The following is a 20,539-nucleotide window of genomic DNA, read 5'->3' on the forward strand; positions in this document are numbered from 1 at the left end:
GTCCGCGCGTACGCTCGTGGACCATGGGGGAGTTGAGAGCGGACTGGCGGCTGCGACTGCGCCGGGACGACCCGAAGGAGCCGGTGTGCGGGGCCGGGGTGCTGATCACCCAGGACCGGGTCCTGACCTGCGCCCACGTCGTCGGGGCACCGGACACCCGGATGTGGGTCGAGTTCGCCGAGAACCCCGGCATCCCGCCCGTCGCCGCCCGGGTCGCCCCGGACGGCTGGTTCCAGGGCCGCGAGGACATCGCCGTCCTCGCCCTGGAGAGCCCTCGCCCCCAGGCCGAACCCGCGCCCCTCTCCCGGCGCCTGGAACGCGGCGCCGAGGTGTGGCTCGGCGGCTACGCGGCGCCCTTCGACGCCGACGGCATGTGGCTCGCCGGACGGATCAGCGGCCTCCACGGCACCTGGGTGCAGCTCGACGCCCGCACCAACGCGGAGGTGGTCCGCCCCGGCTTCAGTGGTGCCGCCGTCCACACCGGGCACGAGGGCGAACGCCCCGAGAGCGTCGTCGGCCTCGTCGTCAGCTGGCGCGGCGACCTGGAAATGGGCCTGCCCATGGAGAACGACCTCGCCTTCTCGTACATGATCCCCGTCGACCGCATCGCGGAACTCGTGCCCCTGGTCGCCGAGTTGAGCGGCCCTGACGGCTGGGACCACGCGCTCACCGCGCGGCTGCGGCGCTGGTTCGCCGGGGCCGACCAGCCCTCGGTGCGCTTCAGCGTCATCCCGGAGGGCGGCGGCCGCGACCGCACCCTGCGCCACCAGCTGCACCGCGCCCACCTCGTCCACCAGGGCGGCCGCGGCACCCCCGACGCACTGGTGGACACCCTGGTCGCCCAGCTGCGCCCCCCGCTCCACCAGCGCAACCGCTACCGCGACTGGCTCCTCGAAGGCGGCGACGAACCCGAACGCTCCCTCGCCGGACGCCCCGCAGCGGGCCCGGTCCTCGCCGTGATCGGCCTGGACGAGGAGCCCGACCCGGCGGCGCTCGTCCGCGTCCTCGCCCGGGTGCGCGCCCTCGGCTTCCGGCTGCTGATCGTCGTACGCGGCACGGAGGGCCCGGCGCCCGGCGCGGTCGAACGCGATCTGCTCGTACCGGCGCTGGACGAGCGCGCCGAGGAGCTGCTGAGGAGGGCGGAACAGATGGAGCGCACCTGGTCCCGCCTGGACGGCCTGACCGACTCCGCCTCGGCGCCCCCGCGCCCCGCCACGGCCCCGGCGGCGCGCCGGCACCGGCTGGGGGAGCTGCGAGGGCTGCGCGAGCCGCACGCCCGGCTGGTGGGGCTGAAGCAGCTGTTACGCGATTTACGCGCCGACGTCGCGGGGGCGCCGGGCCGCCTGCCCGGGCAGCGCCCCGGGCCCGTGGGCCGCCCATGAGGATCCCCTGCCCGCACCGCCGCTTCACCGGCGGCCCCTGCACCGGCGCCGTCCTGCCCACCGGCTACTGCGACACCTGCGGCCGCGACGAGACCGCCCCCGGCCTCCCGCCGCTGCCCGTCGCGCCCGAGGACCACGGCCCCGCCGGACTCCTCGAACTCCCGCTGCTCGACCCGGGCAGCCCGGCGGAACGGCTGGCCGCCGCCGAGCACCCCGTGCGCATCGTGATGACCTGCTCCGTCAAGTCCTGCGACACCGCGTTCGTCCCGCCGCACACCGCCGCGCCGCCGCCGGACGAGGGGTACTGCCCGGTGTGCCGGGCGCCCTACTCGTACCGCCCCGAGCTCACCAAGGACGGCCCGCCGCTCCAGGACCAGTACGTCATCCGGGGCCCCGTCGCGCACGGCGGGCAGGGCTGGGTCTACCTCGCCGAGGACACCCACCTGGAGGACTTCGTCGCCGTCAAGGGCCTCCTCAACCGCTACGCCGAGCGCGGCGCCGCCCAGGCCGGTGAGGAGCGCCGCAGCCTGGTCGCCATCCGGCACGAACGCATCGTCCAGATCCGCGACTTCATCTCCACCGCCAACGCCGACGGCACCGTCTCCGGCGGCTACATCGTCATGGAGGACGTCGGCGACCGCACCCTGTCCGCGCTGGTCGAGTCGGTCCGGCGGGGCGCCTTCGTCCTCGACATCGAACACGTCGTCACCTACGGCTGCCAGATCCTGGAGGCGCTGTCCCATCTGCACGGGATGGGCTTCCTCTACGGGGACATGAAGCCGTCCAACGTGATCCACCACCTCGACGGCATCAAGGTCATCGACCTCGGGGGCGTCCGCAAGGCGGGCAGCGTCGACCCGCCACCCGTGATCACCCCGTACTTCGCGGCCCCCGAGACGGACGGCACCAAGCCCCTCACCGTGGCCCACGACGTGCACACGGTCGGCGTGACCCTCGACGAACTGGCCCGCTGGGCGGTCGGCGACGACGTCCCCGGGCTCGGCACCAGCTCCTTCCGGCTCGTCGTGGCCCGGGCCACCGCCGAGGACCCCGAGGAACGCTTCGGCACCGCCGAGGACATGGCCGGACAACTGCGCGGGGTGCTGCGCGAGATCCGGGCCCTGCGCGGCAAGCGCGACCAGCCCGAACCCTCCGCCTACTTCACGCCCTCCACGGAACTGCTCGGCGCCCGCCTGGGCTCGGTCCCGGATTACGCGCACTGGCTGCGCCGCCCGCTGCACAGCCGCCGCGAAGCGCCCCCGGCGCCCACTCTGGACCCGGGGACCCCGACCCCGACCGAGATCGCCCGCCGCCTGCCGGTGCCCCGGCCCTACCCCGGCGACCCGCAGGCCGCCCGCTTCGGCGTCAGCAGCTACGACCCCGCCCAGCCGCTCGCCCAGCCCGCCGAGGGGGAGCGGTCCGTCGAAATCTGCCTGCACAACGCCCGGTTGCTGCTCGGCCAGGAGGCCCCCGAGGCGCTGGCGGCGGCCCAGGAGCAGGTCGAGGCGGCGGCCGCGATCCCCGGGCCCGGCCCGGTCCGGCAGTGGCGCCTCAGCTGGCACCGCGGCCTGGTCGCGCTCCGCGGCGCGGACGTGCGGGAGAAGGAGCGGCAGGCGCTGCTGCGGGCCGCCCACGGCCACTTCTCGGCCGTGCACCGCGCCCTGCCCGGCGAGTACGCCGCGAAGCTCGCCCTCGCCTACTGCGCGGAGCAGGCCGGGCCCGGCGCGGGCCCGTCCGCGTACGAACTGTTCCGCGCGGTCCACGCCCGCAACCCCTCCCACGTCGGCGCCGCCCTCGGCCTCGCCCGGCTCGCCCTGGCCCGGGGCGACCGGACCGCCGCCGTCCAGGTCCTGGACCTGGTCCCCGACGAGTCCCGCGACCACGCCGTGGCCCGCGTCGCCGCCCTGCGCATCCGGGCCGCCCGGCTGGCCTCGGGCGACCGCCCGCTGCCCGGTCTCGGGGAGATCGACGCGACGCTGGCCGCGCTGGCCGCCCCGGTCGTCGCGGGCGACGAGGCGGCCTGGCTGCTCCGCACGGAACTGTACGAGTGGAAACTCGACGCGGTCCGCTCCACTGCCGACCCCCCGCCCCCGCAACGGACATGGTGGCGCGGCGGCCTCCCGCCCCCGCCCGTCCCCGGCGAACGGGAGGTCCGCGCCGAACTGGAGCAGTGCTACCGCTGGCTCGCCCGCCAACGCCGGAGACCGGCGGAGTACGAACGGCTCATCGACCTGTCCCACGCGGTGCGCCCGCAGACGCGGTTCTGAGGGGGCGGGCCCCACCCCCCGCCCGCGCCCCGACGCCCTACCCCTGGAGATCCGCTCATGGCCGCTCCCGACCCGACGCCGACCGGGCTGCGGTTCGCCGTGTCCGTCGACGTGCGGCGCGACCAGCAGCCGCACCACGACACCCGGATCGACGCCCATGTGCGCGTCAAGGCCACCGGCACCGGGCCCCGCGACCAGCGGCCGGCCACCGAGCTCGCCGTCGTCCTCGCGCTGGACGTCGGCCCGGCGCGCCGCCGCGACGCCGCCGCCGCGCTCGCCGCCGCCCTGCGCGCGCTGCCCGACGGGCTGTCGTTCGCGGTGCTCGGGGGCGCCGGGGACGACGGGCCCGGGCGGTGCTACCCGCTGCGCGGGCCCTGGGCGCTCGCGGACACCGACGAGAAGCGGCGCGCCGCGTTCAGCGTGGGGCGCGTGGCGCCGACCCACGACGACCGGCCGCCGCCGGGGTACGGGGCCTGGCTCGCCGCCGCCCGGGCGCTCTTCGGACAACGCCCCCTGCCCGTACGGCACCTGATCCTCGTCACCGACGGCGGCGGGCACGACCCGGCCGGCGAGGCGGAGTTCGGGGCCGGGATCGCCGCGTGCCGGGGGGAGTTCAGCGCGGACGTGCTCGCGCTCGGCGTGGACTGGGACCCGGCCCCGCTGCTCGCCCTCACCGAGGGGCTGCACGGCACGGCCGACACCGCGCCCGACCGGTTCGCCCCCGCCGTCACGGAGGCGCTGCGGCGGCTGCGCCGGGTCCGCAGCCCCGAGCTGCCCGTCACCGTCACCGGCCGCCCCGCCGTGACCGGGGTCGCGCTCAGCGAGCGGCAGCCCCGGCAGCACGCCCTCGTACCGGCGGCCGCGCCGGAGCACCCGCACCGGTACGACTTCGCCACCCACCAGTGGGAGCCGGGCACCCGGGACTACCTGCTCGCCGTACGGGCGGACGCGAGCGCCGACCCGCTCGGCGTGCTGCTCCAGCTCGCCACGGTGTCCGTCGGCGGGGCCACCGCCCCGCTCGTGGTCCGCTGGCTGCCGCCCGGCGTCGCCGTGGGCGCGGGCGGCGGGGGAGGCACGGTCGACGCGATGAACGCCGCGACCCGGATGCGGACCGCTCTCGAACGGGGCTACGCGGCGCTGGACCCGATGAGCCGCGAGGAGGCCGAGCGGCAGTTCGGGCTCGCGGTCCGGCTGGCCCACGAGATCGGCGCCGACTGGGTCCTCACCAAGGTCCGCACCGTGGCCGACATCGTCGACGGGGCGCAGGGCCTGGTCCGCGTCGGCCCCACCGTCGACCGGGGGACCGTGCGCGAGGGGCGGCTCCAGGTCGCCTCCGGCCCCCTGCTCGACCTGCCCGCGCACGCCGAGGGGACGCCCGGCAAGTGCCCCGGCTGCCGCCACGCCGCCGGGCCGGGCGCCCGGTACTGCATCGCCTGCGGGAGGCGCCTGTGAGGCCCCGGCCCACCCACTGGACGCGCGCCTTCCGGGCCCGCCGGCTCACCGGCTCCCGCACCAGACGGCTGCTCGAACTGCACCTGGCCGTCCTCGTGCTCGCCGCGCTCGTCTCGATGACCGCCCTCCTCGTCTCGTACCGCGAGGTGCAGAACGCGGCCGGTGAGATGCGCACCCACGCCGCCCCCGCCGTCCAGGGCGTCTCCGCGACCCAGCTCGCCCTGCTCCGCGCCCACCAGGAGGCCGAGGTCTCCGTGGACGTCGGGATCGACGAGGTCGTCGGGGCCGGAGCCCGCTACGAGGCCCAGCTCTCCGCCGCCGGCCAGGGCCTGTCCCGGCTCTCCGACGTCCAGATCGACGGCGAGCGCGGCCGGGGCGTCCTCGCGACCGTCACCGGGGTGCTGACCTCGTACGGCGGCTCCATCACACCCGGGACCGTGAAGTATGTGGACGACGAGCTGATGCAGCGGCAGAAGATGAGCGAGGCCGAGCGCCAGCTGGACCGCCCGGGCACCGGGGTCGTGCCCCGCCTGGACGTCCTCCAGGAGCACCAGATGCACCGGATGACCCGGATCAGCACCCTCGGCCCCCTCCAGGTCACCGGCTGGGCCGTCGCCGAACTGGGCCTGCTCGTCCTCACCCTGACCACCCTCAGCGCGCTGCGGCTGCTGCGCCGCCGCTGCGGGCGCAGCCTGGACCCGTGGCTGCTGCCGACGCTCCTGGTGGCCGTCGCCCTCGCCGTCGTACCGCTGTGGGCGACCGCCGCGACGCAGGAACGGCTGGACGCCGCCCGGCACCAGCTGGTCCGGATCGAGGACACCGCGAGCGACCCCCTCGTACGGGCCGGGGACACGGCCCGCGAACCGGACCGCCTCGCCGACGCCCAGCAGTACGTCACCCGCGCCTCCACCGAGCTGCGCGGCGGACTGGCCGCCCGCAGCTGGCAGAGCTGGACCTACTACGGCGCGCTCGGCGCCGGCGCGCTGGTCCTCCTGCTGCCGGCCGCCGGGCTCAGCCGCAGGCTCAACGCCGACTATTACTGGAGGGCCGGATGAGACGGCGGTCCCGGGCGCTCCCGCTCGTCCTCGCCCTGCTCCTGACCGCCGCCGGCTGCGGCCTCGCGGCCCCCGGCGGCAGCGACGCCGAACCCAGGGTGACCATCCTCGGCCCCTGGACCGACGAGCAGGAACGGCAGTTCACGGACGTCCTGGACGGCTTCGGCATCCCGTACACCTACCAGGGCACCGCGGCCACCCGCGAGGTCCTGCTCGCCGAGGTGCAGGCCGGCAACCCTCCGGACATCGCGATCCTGCCCGGCGTCGGCGAACTCGTCGAGTACGCCGCCGACAACCGGCTCAAGCCGCTCACGGGCCTCTACAAGCCCGAGGAGTACGGCAACCCGTGGCTGCCGGAGGCGGAGGGCATAGAGAAGGACCTGTGGGTGCCGCTCAAGGTCGACCTCAAGTCCATCGTCTGGTACCGCGAGGGCGGGACCCCGCCGTCCTCCCCGCCCCCGCTCGCCGCCTGGTGCGCCGCCATGGGCGACGACGGCTCCTCCGGCTGGCCGGGCAGCGACTGGATCGAGGACCTGCTCCTCCAGCAGGCGGGCCCGATGCTGTACGCGCGCTGGGCCACCGGCGACCTGCCCTGGACCGCCCCGCACGTCGTCACCGCCTGGACCACGTGGGCGCACCTGCTCGCCCAGGGCTCGCGCGATGAGCGTGAGGCGATCCTGACCGGGGACCACCGCGGCCCGGCCGGCGGACACGGGCTGCTCTTCGACGGCGGCGCGGGCTGCTCCCTGGAACACCAGGGCTCCTTCGCCCGCTCGTTCTACGGGGACCGCAGGGCCGGGGCGGCCTTCGTGGACTCGGCACGGCTGCTGCCCGGCGGCTCCTCTACCGTGAAGGCCCACGAGGTGTCGGCGGACTTCGCCGCGCTGTTCGGGGACGGTGAGCGGGCCCGGACGATGATCCGGCGCCTCACGTCCGAGAAGGCCCAGGAGGAGTGGGGCCGCGAGGGCGGGGTGTTTTCGGCCAATTCCGCGGTCCCGGCCCGCGAGGGCCCGGTCGAGCGGGAGGTCGGGCGCCGGCTCACGGACCAGCGGGTGCCGTTGTGCCTGGACGCCTCGGACGTCATGCCGGCGGCGGTGCGGGACGCGTTCTACGAGGCGGTGCTGCTGACCGTGGCGCACCCGGACGAGCCGGTGCTCCCGCGCCTGAAGGACATCCAGAAGGTGCAGGACGCCCAGCTCGCCCGCGTCCCCCGGCTGAGAGGCGTGTGCGGCAGGACACAGTGAACCCTTTGTGGAACCTCCACAAGGGGAACCCGGTACCGGCTGGTACTTCGCCTGCATGGGCCCGGGCTTCTGTCAGGCTCCACCAGTAAACCGGGCAGGAGACTGTACGGAGTCGACGGCACGATTTTCTTGGCGGGGTTCGTAGGGTCGTTACATGACCGTTGTGGACGAAACCCAGGGCGAGCCGAGCGACACCCGCGGCCGTGTGGCCGAACTGCTGGCGCTGCGCGAGCAGGCCCGGCGCGGACCCAGTGACCGGGCGACCGAGGCGCAGCACGCCAAGGGCAAGCTGACCGCCCACGAGCGCATCGAGCTCCTCCTCGACCCGGGTTCCTTCCACGAGGTCGAGCAGCTGCGGCGGCACCGGGCGACGGGTTTCGGCCTGGAGGCGAAGAAGCCGTACACCGACGGTGTGATCACCGGCTGGGGCACGGTCGAGGGCCGGACGGTCTTCGTGTACGCGCATGACTTCCGGATCTTCGGCGGGGCGCTGGGCGAGGCCCACGCGACGAAGATCCACAAGATCATGGACATGGCCATCTCGGCCGGTGCGCCGCTGGTGTCCCTGAACGACGGCGCCGGCGCCCGTATCCAGGAGGGCGTCTCGGCGCTCGCCGGGTACGGAGGCATCTTCCAGCGCAACACGCGCGCCTCCGGGGTCATCCCGCAGATCAGTGTGATGCTCGGCCCGTGCGCGGGCGGCGCGGCCTACAGCCCCGCCCTCACCGACTTCGTGTTCATGGTCCGCGAGACCTCGCAGATGTTCATCACCGGTCCGGACGTCGTCAAGGCGGTCACCGGCGAGGAGATCACCCAGAACGGCCTGGGCGGCGCGGACGTCCACGCCGAGACCTCGGGCGTCGCGCACTTCGCGTACGACGACGAGGAGACCTGCATCGCCGAGGTCCGGTACCTCATCGGGATGCTGCCCTCCAACAACCGGGAGAACCCGCCCACCGCGGCGAGCGACGACCCGGCGGACCGGCGCGGCGACGCCCTCCTGGACCTGGTCCCGGCCGACGGCAACCGCCCGTACGACATGCACAAGGTCATCGAGGAGCTCGTCGACGACGGCGACTACCTGGAGATCCACGAGCGCTGGGCCCGCAACATCATCTGCGCCCTGGCCCGGATGGACGGCCAGGTCGTCGGCATCGTCGCCAACCAGCCCCAGGCCCTGGCCGGCGTGCTGGACATCGAGGCGTCCGAGAAGGCCGCGCGATTCGTCCAGATGTGTGACGCCTTCAACATCCCCATCATCACTCTTCTGGACGTACCCGGCTTCCTGCCCGGCGTCGATCAGGAGCACGGTGGGATCATCCGGCACGGCGCGAAGCTGCTCTACGCGTACTGCAACGCGACGGTGCCGCGGATCTCCCTGATCCTGCGCAAGGCGTACGGCGGCGCCTACATCGTCATGGACAGCCAGTCCATCGGTGCGGACCTCACCTACGCCTGGCCCACCAACGAGATCGCCGTGATGGGCGCGGAGGGCGCCGCCAACGTCATCTTCCGCCGGCAGATCGCGGAGGCCGAGGACCCCGAGGCCATGCGGACCCGCATGGTCAAGGAGTACAAGACCGAGCTGATGCACCCCTACTACGCCGCCGAGCGCGGCCTGGTCGACGACGTCATCGACCCGGCCGAGACGCGCGAGGTCCTGATCGCCTCGCTCGCGATGCTCCGCACCAAGCACGCCGACCTGCCGGCCCGCAAGCACGGCAACCCCCCGCAGTAGAAGACGGAGACACCACTCATGACCACTGCCACCGCCGAATCCGTGCTGCGCGTCGAGAAGGGCCTCGCGGACCCCGAGGAACTGGCCGCCATCACCGCGGTCCTCCTCGCCCGCGCCGCCGCCCAGCCCGCCACCACCCCGGTCCGCGTCCGCAACACGGCCGCCTGGCGCCGCCTGGAACGCACCCCGGGCTTCAGGGCCCCGCACAGCTGGCAGGGCTGAACAAGCCCGCAGGCGCACTCCGAGGCCGGGCGGGCCAAATCAAGCCCGTCCGGCGATTGAGGACAAGCAAGGCCGCCAGGCCGAGCGGCAAAACGCCGATGGCCCCGCACTCCCAGGAGTGCGGGGCCATCGGCGTACCGGAGACACCTACCGCAGGCGCGCCATAAGCGCATGCTCCACCAACGTGATCAACGCACTCTTCGCATCCGCCCGATGCCGCGCATCCGTCGTCAGAATCGGCGTGTCCGGCCCGATCTGAAGGGCCTCCCGCACCTCGTCCGGCGTGTACGGCTGGTGCCCGTCGAACCCGTTCAGGGCGATCACGAACGGCAGCCCACTGTTCTCGAAGTAGTCGACGGCCGGGAAGCAGTCGGCGAGGCGGCGGGTGTCCACCAGCACGACGGCGCCGATCGCACCCCGCACCAGGTCGTCCCACATGAACCAGAACCGGTCCTGACCCGGCGTACCGAAGAGGTACAGGATCAGGTCCTGGTCGAGCGTGATGCGGCCGAAGTCCATCGCCACCGTCGTGGTGGTCTTGTCCCCCGTGTGCGTCAGGTCGTCGATGCCCGCCGAGGCGGACGTCATCACGGCTTCGGTGCGCAGCGGATTGATCTCCGACACGGCACCGACAAACGTGGTCTTACCCACGCCGAAGCCCCCTGCCACCACGATCTTCGCCGAGGTAGTGGAGCGGGCCGCTCCGCCGCTAGAGCTTGCGAAGTCCACTGAGCACCCTTTCGAGCAGTGTCACATCTGGCTGGCCGCCGGCGGACTCGTCGCCGCCGGGCTGGTGGATAGCGACGAGTCCCGCCTCGGCCAGGTCGGCAACGAGAATCCGGGCCACGCCGAGGGGGATCGAGAGGAGGGCCGAGATCTCGGCCACCGACTTGATCTCGAAGCACAGCCGGCAGATCCGCTGGTGCTCGGGCAACTGCCCTTGCAGCCGGGACGGATCAGCCGTGGTACTGACCAACGCCTCAATGGCGAGTTGGTAGCGCGGTCGGGTCCGTCCACCTGTCATGGCGTACGGACGGACCAGCGGATTGTGCGCGGCCGGAGCCGCCGGCTCGGGAGCCCGCCGCGGCTGCACCGGCTGGATCCGGGGCTGCTGCGGCCCGTCGAGGCGGTGGGGCCGCCGGGGATGGTGCGGCTGCTGCGCGGGCTGCTGGGGCTCCTGCTGCGGCCAGCCGGGCCCCGACTGGCCGTACTGGCCCTGCCCGTACGGCTGGTAGGGCTGCTGAGGCTGCTGAGCGCCCTGTCTGCCGGGTGCGGAGGGGAAGTTGAAACGATCGTCCCCGTGCCCACCCGGCACGTGCCGGTCACCGTCGTACTGGTGCCCGCCTGGGGGTGTACCCACGATTCCTCCTCCGCCTGCCGGTCCCGATACCAGTGGACCGCGCCACCGCACCCTATGGCGCGGTGACGCGAAACGCACTGTCTGGTTACTGGATAAGACTAGTTAAGAAGACTTCCCTGAAGTTCGGCACGGAGGTCCGGGGTGAGGACGCTGCCCGCGCGGTCGACCAGAAGGGCCATTTCGTACCCGATGAGGCCGATGTCGGCATCCGGGTGCGCGAGAACGGCCAAGGACGACCCGTCGGAAACGGACATGATGAAGAGGAATCCTCGCTCCATCTCCACAACCGTCTGATTCACCGCACCGCCCTCGAAGATCCGGGAGGCGCCGGCGGTCAGCGAGGTCAGACCGGAGGCGACCGCCGCCAGCTGGTCCGCGCGGTCCCGGGGGAATCCCTCGGACATCGCCAGCAGGAGTCCGTCGGCGGAGACCACCACCGTGTGCGACACCCCGGGGGTGTTGTCCACGAAGTTGGTGATCAACCAGTTCAGATTCTGCGCCGCCTGGCTCATCGGGCTCACACTAACGCTCCTGGTTGTAGGTAGTACTTGTGTCCGTACCCGCGTTGCGTCCCCGGAGGACACCGCGCCGCAGGTTGCTCAGCCTGCCGCGCACGTCTTCCGGAGCGCGGGAGACCTGGGGGCCGCCCTGCTGGGTCTGTTCGGCGGTGCCCTCGACCAGGTTGGCCTTGGGCACCCGCCGGGGAAGACCGGACGGGGTTATCCCGCCCGCCTTCGGCTCCCGGAGCTGTTCGGCCCGCTCCCAGCGCTCGTCGTTGGCCGAGCGCCAGTCGTCGGAGCCGTCGTTTCCGGCGTTTCCGTCGGCGGCCTGCTGTGCCGGGACCGGCCGCTGCGGCAGTTCTTGCTGCTGCGGACGCTCCTGCGCTCCACCGGACCGGCCGTTCCCGCGGCCCGTGGGCTGCCAGTGCTGCTGGCCGCCCCGGCGCGGCAGACCGGCTTCGGTCAGATCGTGGCCGGTGTTCGGGACGGGGCCCGAACGCTCGAAGCCTACGCGCTCCTGCGGCTCGGCGGGAGCGCTCACGGCAGATTCCGGTTCCGCCTGGGCGACCGGCTCGAACCCGCCCTGGTACATGCCCTGATCTGCCCACTCTTCCTGCTGGGGCTGGGCGGCGTACTGCTCGTCGTAGCCCTGCACGGGCGCCTCGGGGGCCGCGTAAGCCGCCTCCGGATAGCCGCCCTGGGTGCCGTCGTAGGCGGGCTGGGCGGCATAGCCGGTGGCACCGGCGTACGGGTCGTAGCCGCCCTCGTACTGCTGGGCGGCGTAGCCGTCCTGACCGTTCCCGGCGTAGGCGTCCTGGCCGTACGCGCCCTCGGCGTAGACCTGCTCGGGCTGCGCCTGCTGAGCCGCCGGGTCCGGCTGCTCCGGGAACGCCTGGCGCTCGCCGCCGGTGGCCTGGGCCTCCAGCGCCGCGCGGCGCTCCTCGCGCATCAGGGAGCGGCCCACCGGGTCGAGCTGGGCGGAGTCCGCGGAGCCCTCGTCGTAACGCGAGTCGTCGAAGCCGAGTTCGGCGGCCGTACGCAGCTGCGGCTGGTGCGGCAGCGCGTCGAACGCCTGCTGCTGCGGGATGATCGAGGAGACGGTGAAGTCGTCCTGCTCCGGCGCGTCGCCGCCGCCACCGTGGGTGATCGCGTCCGGCAGCATGACCAGCGAGGTCGTGCCGGCCTGCTCGCCCGAGGGGCGCAGCTGGACGCGGATGCCGTGCCGGTCGGCGAGCCGGCCGACCACGAACAGGCCCATGCGCTGCGAGACGGCGGCGTCCACCGTCGGCGGGTTGGCCAGCTTGTGGTTGATGTCCGCGAAGTCCTCGGCGGTGAGGCCGATGCCCTTGTCGTGGATCTCGATCATCACGCGGCTGTCGGGCAGCCGGGTCGCGGTGACACGGACCTTGGTCTGCGGCGAGGAGAACGTCGTGGCGTTCTCCAGCAGCTCGGCCAGCAGGTGCACGAGGTCGGTGACGGACTGGCCGTGGATCTCGGTCTCCGGGACACCGGAGAGCTCGATGCGCTCGTACGACTCCACCTCGGAGGAGGCGGCGCGCAACACGTCCACCAGCGGCACCGGCTGGTTCCAGCGGCGGCCGGGCTCCTCGCCGGCGAGGACGAGGAGGTTCTCGCCGTTGCGCCGCATGCGGGTCGCCAGGTGGTCGAGCCGGAACAGGCTCTCCAGCTGGTCCGGGTCGGCCTCGTTGTTCTCCAGGTCGGTGATCAGGGTCAGCTGGCCCTCGATGAGCGACTGGTTGCGGCGCGAGAGGTTGGTGAAGATCGCGTTGACGTTGCCCCGGAGCATGGCCTGCTCGGCCGCGAGCCGGACCGCTTCCCGGTGGACCTGGTCGAAGGCGCGTGCGACCTCGCCGATCTCGTCCTGCGAGGTGATCGGGATGGGCTGCACACGGGTGTCGACCCGGCCCGGGTCGGTGCGCGAGAGCTGGTCGACCAGCGAGGGCAGCCGCTGCTCGGCGATCGAGAAGGCGGCGGTACGCAGCCGGCGCATCGAGCGGCTCATCTGGCGGGCCATGAGCCCGGCCAGGAGGAACGCGGCCAGCAGGGCGACGATGACGATCGAGGCGTTGACGATGGCGTCGGTGCGGGCGTCGGAGGAGATCTCCGCCGCCTCGGTCACGGCCTTCTCGACCAGCTCGTTCTCGACCGTGGTGTAGCCGTCGAACTTGGCGGTGGCGGCGGCCATCCAGGTGTCGGCGGTGATCCCCTTGGCCTTCAGCTCGTCCGGGTCCTTGCCGAGGCCGATCTCCTTGGCCATACCGTCGTAGACCGAGCCGTCGATGGAGGGCGGTGCCACGAACGGCGCACCGGCCGCGGCGGCCTTCTCCTTGGCCTCCTTCAGCTCGGCGGCGCCCGCGGCCGCCTTGGCCTCCATGACCTTGCGGAGCCGGGCCGCGTCGGCCTCCGTACCGCCGGAGGTGAACTCGCCGAGGGCGATCTGCTCCAGGTAGTTGTACGAGCCGAACGCCTTGACCTGGTCGTTGAACTTGCCGTCCTCCTTGCTGGGACGGACGAGGAGGTGCATGCCGATGGAGCGCTGAAGCGATTCTGCAGCCTTGGCCAGCTCGATCGCGTAGACGGTACGGCCGTAGCTGGTGATGTTGCCGGTGCCGAGGCCCAGTTCGTTGCAGAACTCCATCAGGGAGTGCTGGACCTGGACGTAGCCCTCTTCGGTCTTCACCGGGTCCATGGCGGCGGTATAGGCCGCCTTGCGCAGCTGCGGGAGCTTCGGCTCCTCCAGCTTGAACAGCTTGAGGCGGCGCTCCAGGCCCTCCTTGGCCGGCATGCCCTTGACGGCCTCGGCGAACTTGGCGGCGGCCGCGTCGGTGGTGGCGCGGGTCTGCGAGACGACCTCGTCCTCGCGCTTGTTCGACAGCAGCGGCTGGGCGGTGAGGTCGCGCTCGTTGAGCAGCGCCTGCCCGTACTCGGCGGCGGCCCGCACGATCAGCGCGGTCTTCTCCGCGTCCTGGGCCTCCTGCCAGGTGTTGACCGAGCCCTTCACCTGGAAGCCGCCCATGACCAGGCCGACCAGCACCGGGATCAGGAGGATCGCGTTCAGCCGGGTGGGCACCCGCCAGTTGCGCGGCGACAGCCGACTGGTGCTTCCACCGGCCGGTGCCCCTTCGGACACGTCGGCGGACGGCGCCGCGGCACGTGACGGCGGGGTGAAGTTGCCCCGCTCCGCCTGCGCCGTGGAGCCCTCGTTGTTACGCCTCACTCGACCAACAACCTCTCGGCGTCGGCACCTACGCTGTGCCGGGTTTTGTTCAGGGCCGTACTACTCGGGAGTTCGTCGAATTGCAGCACGGCTGACGGCCGCGTTCCAAACAGTCGGAATGGGCGATTCCGAGTGGCTCACGCCTCAGATAAAACGGGCATAAAGAACGAGCCCCGCCAAAAGGCGAGGCTCATGTGAGCGCAGCGACACCGCCCGTGCGCATCCGGTGTCGGTCGCGGGGTAATTCTCTTTCGAAACGTTATGAAGGCGGGGGCGGATCGTGTCAAAGGACACAGCCCGCCCCCGTGTGACTACGGTAACTGCCGTATGCCACTTCCGACTTGTGACTACTTGAGCCGGGCCATCAAAGCGTGCTCCACCAGCGTGATCAGCCCGCTCTTCGCGTCCGCGCGGTGCCGCGCGTCCGTGGTGATGATCGGCGTGTCGGGCCCGATCTGAAGCGCTTCGCGCACCTCGTCCGGCGTGTACGGCTGGTGCCCGTCGAACCCGTTCAGGGCGATCACGAACGGCAGCCCACTGTTCTCGAAGTAGTCGACGGCCGGGAAGCAGTCGGCGAGGCGGCGGGTGTCCACCAGGACGACGGCGCCGATCGCGCCGCGTACCAGGTCGTCCCACATGAACCAGAAGCGGTCCTGGCCCGGCGTACCGAAGAGGTACAGGATCAGGTCCTGGTCCAGGGTGATGCGGCCGAAGTCCATCGCCACCGTGGTGGTGGTCTTCCCACCGGTGTGCGTGAGGTCGTCGATGCCCGCCGAGGCGGACGTCATCACGGCTTCGGTGCGCAGCGGATTGATCTCCGAGACGGCACCGACGAACGTGGTCTTGCCCACGCCGAACCCACCGGCCACGACGATCTTCGCCGAGGTGGTGGCCCGGGTCGCCGCGCCGCCGTTAGAGCTTGCGAAGTCCACTGAGCACCCTTTCGAGCAGTGTCACATCCGGCGCGCCGCCGGCCTCTCCATTGCCCGGCTGGTGGATGGCCACCATGCCGGCTTCCGCCAGGTCCGCGACGAGAATCCGCGCCACGCCGAGGGGCATCGACAGCAGGGCCGAGACCTCGGCCACCGACTTGACCTCGCGGCACAGATGGCAGATCCGCTGATGCTCGGGAAGCAGGGTCCCCAGATGCGCGGGATCGGCCGTGGTGCTGACCAGTGCTTCTATCGCTAGCTGATAGCGCGGCCGGGTGCGTCCACCGGTCATGGCGTACGGACGGACCAGGGGCTGGTCGCCCTCACCTTCGTACGACGCGTGGCTGGACGCGCCGTACGGATCGGGTGATGCGGGTGGCGGGGTCATGAATCCTCCGGGCGTGACAGCAGGGTGTCGGCTTGCCGTCTGAAGGGGCCGGTGGGGGGCTGTAAGCGGCCGGACGGTCGAGGGTCGGTTTTCGGGTTGATCGTCTGTGTCACTGGTTCACGGCCGCCTAGTGGAGCAGGCTGCCCTGGAGCTCCGCACGGAGGTCCGGGGTCAGGACGGTGCCCGCCCGGTCCACCAGCAGGGCCATCTCATAGCCGACCAGACCGATGTCGGCGTCCGGGTGGGCCAGCACGGCCAGCGAGGAGCCGTCCGAGATGGACATCAGGAACAGGAAGCCCCGCTCCATCTCCACCACGGTCTGGCTGACGGCGCCGCCCTCGAAGATCCGGGAGGCGCCGGCGGTCAGCGAGGTCAGCCCGGACGCGACGGCCGCGAGCTGGTCGGCGCGGTCGCGCGGGAAACCTTCGGACATCGCCAGCAGCAGCCCGTCCGCCGAGACCACCACCGTGTGCGACACCCCTGGGGTGTTGTCCACGAAGTTGGTGATCAGCCAGTTCAGATTCTGTGCGGCCTGACTCATCGGGCTCAACTAACGCTCCTGCTGGTGAGTGGGGCCGAGGGGGAAACTGTCCGTCTGACCGGTGCCCGCCTGGCGTCCCTGCTGGATGCCGCGGCGGAGGTTGGTCAGACGCCCGCGCACGTCATCGGGCGCTCGCGAGACCTGCGGACCGGACTGGTTGTTCTGCTGCTGGGCGGTACCCGGCACCAGGTTGGCGCGCGGGACCCGGCGCGGCAGACCGGACGTGGTGATACCGCCCGCCGCGGGCTTCTTCACCCGCTCCGCCTGCCGGACGATCTCATCGTTCGGCGACGCCCGCCAGGCGCTCTGCGCACCGCTGTCGCCGAGCGTCCGCTGCGGCGCGGGGGCCACCGGCTCCTGGGCCGCCGGCTGCTGCGGGAAACCCTGCGCCGGGGCGGCCGGAGGCTGCTGCGGCACACCCGGCTGCGGACCGCGGAACCAGTTGGTCTCCAGCGTGTCGTACAGCGGGGTGCGGCCGTCGCCGGGCCCGGCCGGCGGCAGCGCCTCGGGCTGCTGCGGCTGCTGCGGCGGGACCGGGCGGTACGGGGCCTCGGGTGCCTGGCCGCCCATGGGCGGACGCGGCGCGCCGAAGTCCTGGTGGTCGCGCTGCTGGGGCGCCGGCTGCTGCGGTCCGCCGAAGTCCGGGCGGGCGAACTGCGAGGTGCTCGCCACGTCCGGGTTCTGCGGGCCGTTGCCGTACGCGCCGTTGTGCTGGGGGCCGTTCGGCTGCGGTACGCCGCGCTGCGGCAGACCGGGCTGCGGTACGCCGCGCTGCGGCAGACCGGGCTGCGGCGCGTTGTGCTGCGGTCCGTTGTACTGCGGCGCGTTGCCCTGCCCGTTGTACTGCGGCGCGTTGCCCTGCGGCCCGTTGTACTGCGGTGCGTTGCCCTGCGGCAGTCCGGGCTGCTGTCCGTTCGGCGCGGGCGCCGAGAAGTCGGGCCGGGCGAACTCCGCCGTGGAGCCGGGCCCCTGGCGGTCGTCGGCCGGAAGACGCGGCGCCTGCGGCTGCGGGAAGCGGCCCGTGGTCTCCGACTCCTCGTGACCGCGCGGCGCGTCGAGCGGGGTGCGCCGGGGCGCGGCCGGCTCGTCGGTGCCCCAGCTCGTCGTCTGCGGGCGCTGCGGGGCGGGGAAGCCGCCGCCCTGACCCTGGTTCGGGGCCTGGTTCGGGGCCGGGGAGCCACCGGGCAGCTCGGCGCGGGGACCGCTGACCGGCGGCAGCTGACGCTCGCCCCGCCCCGGACCGCGCGGCGGCTCGAAGGCGTTGCGCCCGTCCTGACCGCCCTGGCCGCCCTGGTCGAACCGGGCCTGCTGGGGCTGCGGGGCCTGCGGAGCGGCGGGGCCGTTCTGCTCGGGGCGCCGCTGTTCGAAGAGGCTGGGCCGGTTGCCGTCGGCACCGCCGTCGCCCTGACCGCGGGCGCCGAGCCGGGCACCGCCGAACGCACCGGCCAGGCCGCCGCCCTGACGGGGGCCGTCCTGGGCCGGGCGGCCCTGCGGGTTCTGGAACGCCGAGTCCTGCGCGCCGGGTCCGCCCTGCGGGTTCTGCGGGTTCTGCGGGCGGTTGGCGTCGCGGGCGGGCAGCGCGGCCCGGGGGCCGGCACCGGCGCCGACCTGGCCGCGCTGGGGGCCGGGGCCCGCGGCGGGGCGTCCGCCCTGGGCGTCGTTGCCGCCGGAGAGCAGGCCGCCGGGGGACTGCTGACCGGGCGCCTGCTTCGGGGCCGGCTGCCGGCCACCGTGCGCGACGTCCACCGGGAGCATGACCAGTGCGGTGGTGCCGCCGGAGTCCGAGGGGCGCAGCTGGATGCGGATGCCGTGGCGCAGGGAGAGCCGGCCGACCACGAACAGGCCCATGCGGCGGGAGACCGAGACGTCCACGGTGGGCGGCGAGGCCAGCCGCTCGTTGATCGCGGCCAGGTCCTCCGGGGAGAGCCCGATGCCGGTGTCGTGGATCTCGACCAGCACCCGGCCGTCGGGCAGAGCGTGACCGGTGACCCGGACCTTCGTCTGCGGCGAGGAGAACGAGGTGGCGTTCTCCAGCAGCTCGGCGAGCAGGTGCACGAGGTCGTTGACGACCCGGCCCGCGACCTCGGTGGCGGGCACCGCGGCCAGTTCGATGCGCTCGTACTGCTCCACCTCGGACGCGGCGGCGCGGAGCACGTCGACCAGCGGCACGGGGCGGGTCCACCGGCGGCCCGGCTCCTCACCGGCGAGGACGAGGAGGTTCTCGCCGTTCCGGCGCATACGGGTCGCGAGGTGGTCGAGCTTGAAGAGCGAGGACAGCTGGTCCGGGTCGGCCTCGCGCGACTCCAGCTCGGAGATGAGCGAGAGCTGGCGCTGGATGAGGCCCTGCGAGCGGCGCGAGAGGTTGGTGAACATCGCGTTGACGTTGCCCCGCAGAAGGGCCTGCTCGGCGGCGAGACGGACCGCCTCGCGGTGCACGTCGTCGAAGGCCGCGGCCACCTTGCCGATCTCGTCGCGGGAGTGCACACCGACGGACTCCACCGAGGTGTCGACGTCCTGCGGGTCGGACTCGGAGAGCTGCTTGACGAGCTCGGGCAGACGGTCCTGGGCGACGCGGGTCGCAGTGTCCTGGAGCCGGCGCAGCGAGCGGATCATGGACCGGGCGACGACGAAGGCGCCGACCAGCGAGACACCGAGCACCAGCAGGATCAGCGCACCGGAGATGATCGCCTCGCGCTGGGACTCCTCGCGCAGCTCGCGCGCCTTGCCCTCCATGTCGCTGAGGAGGGTCTCCTCGATGCGCTTCATGGTGTTGATCTTGATGGTGTCCTGGTCGTACCAGTTCATGTACGACCGGCGCGCCTTGGAGCCGCCCATGGCGAGCGGGTTCTCCAGCATCTTCTGCGCGTACGTGTTCGCGGCCTTGATGTCCGGGTTGCCCTCGTCCAGCGTCGAGGTCAGCTCCGCGGCGTCGCCGCCGGTGGAGGTGTAGATCGCCTCGAAGGAGGTGAGGGCCGCCGCCTCCTTGCCCCGCGCGGCCAGGCCGAACTGCTGGTCGTTGCGGTCGAGGTCGGGCTTCTTGTCGTCGCTGGTGGGCAGCGCGGCGGCGATGATCGCGCGCTGGATCGAGGCGTACTCCTTGGCGGAGGAGAACGCCGCCAGCGCACGGGTCCGCTTGATCATCTCGGGGCTGCTGGTCGCCTGGGCCATGTCCTGGGACAGGCTCAGCAGCGAGGTGATCAGCTGGCTGTAGGCGTCGACCGTCTGGAGGGCCGGACTGCCCTTCTCGTACGCGTGCTTGCGGGTGTCGCGGATGGAGCTGAGCCGCGTGGCGATCTGCTGGATGCTGGTGTGGATGCTCTCCAGGGTGTCGTCACCCGTGGTGTCGCCGATCTCGCTCGTGCTCGCGAGGAACGCCAGCTGCGCCTTGTCGGTCTTCTGCCGCGGCGTGGTGATCTTGAAGTCGGTCGCCGGCACGTTGTTCGACAGCGGACCGGCCGTCTGGTCGCGCTCCTCCTGGAGCGCCTGCGCCAGCGAGGTCGCCTGCTTCGTCATCTCGGTCAGCAGCTGCATGTGTTCCAGCTGCTGGATGTCGTTCAGGGAGTCGTTGATGCGCAGACCACCCAGGGTGGTCGCGGCGACCACGGGGAGGGCGAGCAGGGACACCAGGCGCGTGCTGATGCGCCAGTTGCGGAGAGCTACCCGCGAGCCCGTGTTGACGGGGCCCCGGGGCTTGGGCGCGGCGGCCTGCTCGGGCTCGCCGCCGGACGGAGCGGCGCCGGGGCGGCGGTCGCGGTCACCTTGGTCACCGGCCGCGGCCGATCCGGGGTTCTGGGCGTGCTGGGGCGAGGAACCGCGGTCGGTCCCGCCGCGCGGCTCCTGTTCCGCCGCAGCGCTGCCATCCCTCTTGAAACGTCCCTGCACTAGCGTCGCAACCTCTGGACCAGGCGTTCCTCCGTCGTGAACGGAGAAAACGGTGTCGGCGTAGTGGGGCGTAGTCCCGCCCCATGGTGGTCGTGAGTGACCGGCGCTCTTCCCCTTCCCGCCGCCACTCGGCGCTGCGTTGCGCCCCTGCGCGCCGGCTTGAAACCCGCGGCGGTGCGTGGAATTTCAGCACAGTGCTGGATCTCCAACAAGGGCCAGGTACCGGGCTGTGACCTGCGTGACACCGTGTGATGGGTACGTAACAAGCGGTGGAGGCGGTTCGCGGACAATCCGGACCATTGGGGGTGAGTCCGAACGGGGTGAGGGGTGTCCCAGTC

The 20,539-nt window shown here is 72.6% G+C and carries 15 protein-coding genes; 7 read left to right on the forward strand and 8 right to left on the reverse strand.

All coding sequences use genetic code 11. The annotated features are described in order from the left end of the window. Window positions 1-23: 23 nt before the first annotated feature. The 7 genes from ACIQZN_RS04160 (at window position 24) to ACIQZN_RS04190 (ending at window position 9,360) form a co-directional block, all read left to right on the forward strand. Window positions 24-1,382, forward strand: coding sequence for a serine protease (locus ACIQZN_RS04160; protein ID WP_403988192.1), 1,359 nt, complete (start codon window positions 24-26; stop codon window positions 1,380-1,382). Beyond that, window positions 1,379-3,649 carry a tetratricopeptide repeat protein gene (locus ACIQZN_RS04165; protein WP_403988194.1) on the forward strand — a complete coding sequence of 757 codons (2,271 nt, stop codon included), beginning with the start codon at window positions 1,379-1,381 and terminating at the stop codon, window positions 3,647-3,649. Before ACIQZN_RS04160 ends, ACIQZN_RS04165 begins: the two co-directional genes overlap by 4 nt. 57 nt (window positions 3,650-3,706) lie before the next feature. Further along, the gene (locus ACIQZN_RS04170; protein WP_403988196.1) at window positions 3,707-5,101 is read left to right on the forward strand and encodes a hypothetical protein; all 1,395 of its coding nucleotides are present in this window, start codon (window positions 3,707-3,709) and stop codon (window positions 5,099-5,101) included. After that, on the forward strand, window positions 5,098-6,156 hold the full coding sequence (locus ACIQZN_RS04175; protein ID WP_403988198.1) for a hypothetical protein: 1,059 nt from the start codon (window positions 5,098-5,100) through the stop codon (window positions 6,154-6,156). Before ACIQZN_RS04170 ends, ACIQZN_RS04175 begins: the two co-directional genes overlap by 4 nt. Then, the gene (locus tag ACIQZN_RS04180; protein ID WP_403988200.1) at window positions 6,153-7,400 is read left to right on the forward strand and encodes a carbohydrate ABC transporter substrate-binding protein; all 1,248 of its coding nucleotides are present in this window, start codon (window positions 6,153-6,155) and stop codon (window positions 7,398-7,400) included. Before ACIQZN_RS04175 ends, ACIQZN_RS04180 begins: the two co-directional genes overlap by 4 nt. Window positions 7,401-7,554: 154 nt before the next feature. Then, window positions 7,555-9,138 carry an acyl-CoA carboxylase subunit beta gene (locus ACIQZN_RS04185; protein WP_403988202.1) on the forward strand — a complete coding sequence of 528 codons (1,584 nt, stop codon included), beginning with the start codon at window positions 7,555-7,557 and terminating at the stop codon, window positions 9,136-9,138. Window positions 9,139-9,156: 18 nt separating this feature from the next. After that, complete coding sequence (locus tag ACIQZN_RS04190; RefSeq protein WP_403988204.1) at window positions 9,157-9,360, forward strand: acyl-CoA carboxylase subunit epsilon; 204 nt, start codon at window positions 9,157-9,159, stop codon at window positions 9,358-9,360. A 147-nt stretch (window positions 9,361-9,507) separates the two neighbouring features. Here ACIQZN_RS04190 and ACIQZN_RS04195 read toward each other — a convergent pair whose 3' ends face one another. The 8 genes from ACIQZN_RS04195 to ACIQZN_RS04230 all read right to left on the reverse strand — a co-directional run bounded on the left by ACIQZN_RS04195 (window position 9,508) and on the right by ACIQZN_RS04230 (window position 20,201). Continuing rightward, window positions 9,508-10,089 (reverse strand): ATP/GTP-binding protein, encoded by a 582-nt coding sequence (locus tag ACIQZN_RS04195; RefSeq protein ID WP_014048542.1) that lies wholly within the window; start codon window positions 10,087-10,089, stop codon window positions 9,508-9,510. Continuing rightward, the gene (locus ACIQZN_RS04200) at window positions 10,070-10,720 is read right to left on the reverse strand and encodes a DUF742 domain-containing protein (protein ID WP_403988206.1); all 651 of its coding nucleotides are present in this window, start codon (window positions 10,718-10,720) and stop codon (window positions 10,070-10,072) included. The genes ACIQZN_RS04195 and ACIQZN_RS04200 overlap by 20 nt, the downstream gene beginning before the upstream one ends. 98 nt (window positions 10,721-10,818) lie before the next feature. Then, complete coding sequence (locus ACIQZN_RS04205; protein ID WP_018102439.1) at window positions 10,819-11,232, reverse strand: roadblock/LC7 domain-containing protein; 414 nt, start codon at window positions 11,230-11,232, stop codon at window positions 10,819-10,821. A 10-nt stretch (window positions 11,233-11,242) separates the two neighbouring features. Next, window positions 11,243-14,458, reverse strand: a complete 3,216-nt coding sequence (locus ACIQZN_RS04210) for a nitrate- and nitrite sensing domain-containing protein (RefSeq protein ID WP_403988208.1) — start codon at window positions 14,456-14,458, stop codon at window positions 11,243-11,245. 347 nt (window positions 14,459-14,805) lie between these two features. Then, window positions 14,806-15,390 carry an ATP/GTP-binding protein gene (locus tag ACIQZN_RS04215; RefSeq protein WP_028444348.1) on the reverse strand — a complete coding sequence of 195 codons (585 nt, stop codon included), beginning with the start codon at window positions 15,388-15,390 and terminating at the stop codon, window positions 14,806-14,808. Next, entirely contained in the window at window positions 15,371-15,778 is a 408-nt protein-coding gene (locus ACIQZN_RS04220) for a DUF742 domain-containing protein (protein ID WP_018521347.1), read from the reverse strand. The genes ACIQZN_RS04215 and ACIQZN_RS04220 overlap by 20 nt, the downstream gene beginning before the upstream one ends. 127 nt (window positions 15,779-15,905) lie before the next feature. Beyond that, window positions 15,906-16,319 carry a roadblock/LC7 domain-containing protein gene (locus tag ACIQZN_RS04225; protein ID WP_006127850.1) on the reverse strand — a complete coding sequence of 138 codons (414 nt, stop codon included), beginning with the start codon at window positions 16,317-16,319 and terminating at the stop codon, window positions 15,906-15,908. Between the two features lie 9 nt (window positions 16,320-16,328). After that, entirely contained in the window at window positions 16,329-20,201 is a 3,873-nt protein-coding gene (locus ACIQZN_RS04230) for a nitrate- and nitrite sensing domain-containing protein (RefSeq protein WP_403988211.1), read from the reverse strand. Between the last annotated feature and the right edge of the window lie 338 nt (window positions 20,202-20,539).

Origin of the sequence: Streptomyces sp. NPDC097595, assembly GCF_044761525.1 — a bacterium.
Taxonomy (GTDB): Bacteria; Actinomycetota; Actinomycetes; order Streptomycetales; family Streptomycetaceae; genus Streptomyces; species Streptomyces drozdowiczii_A.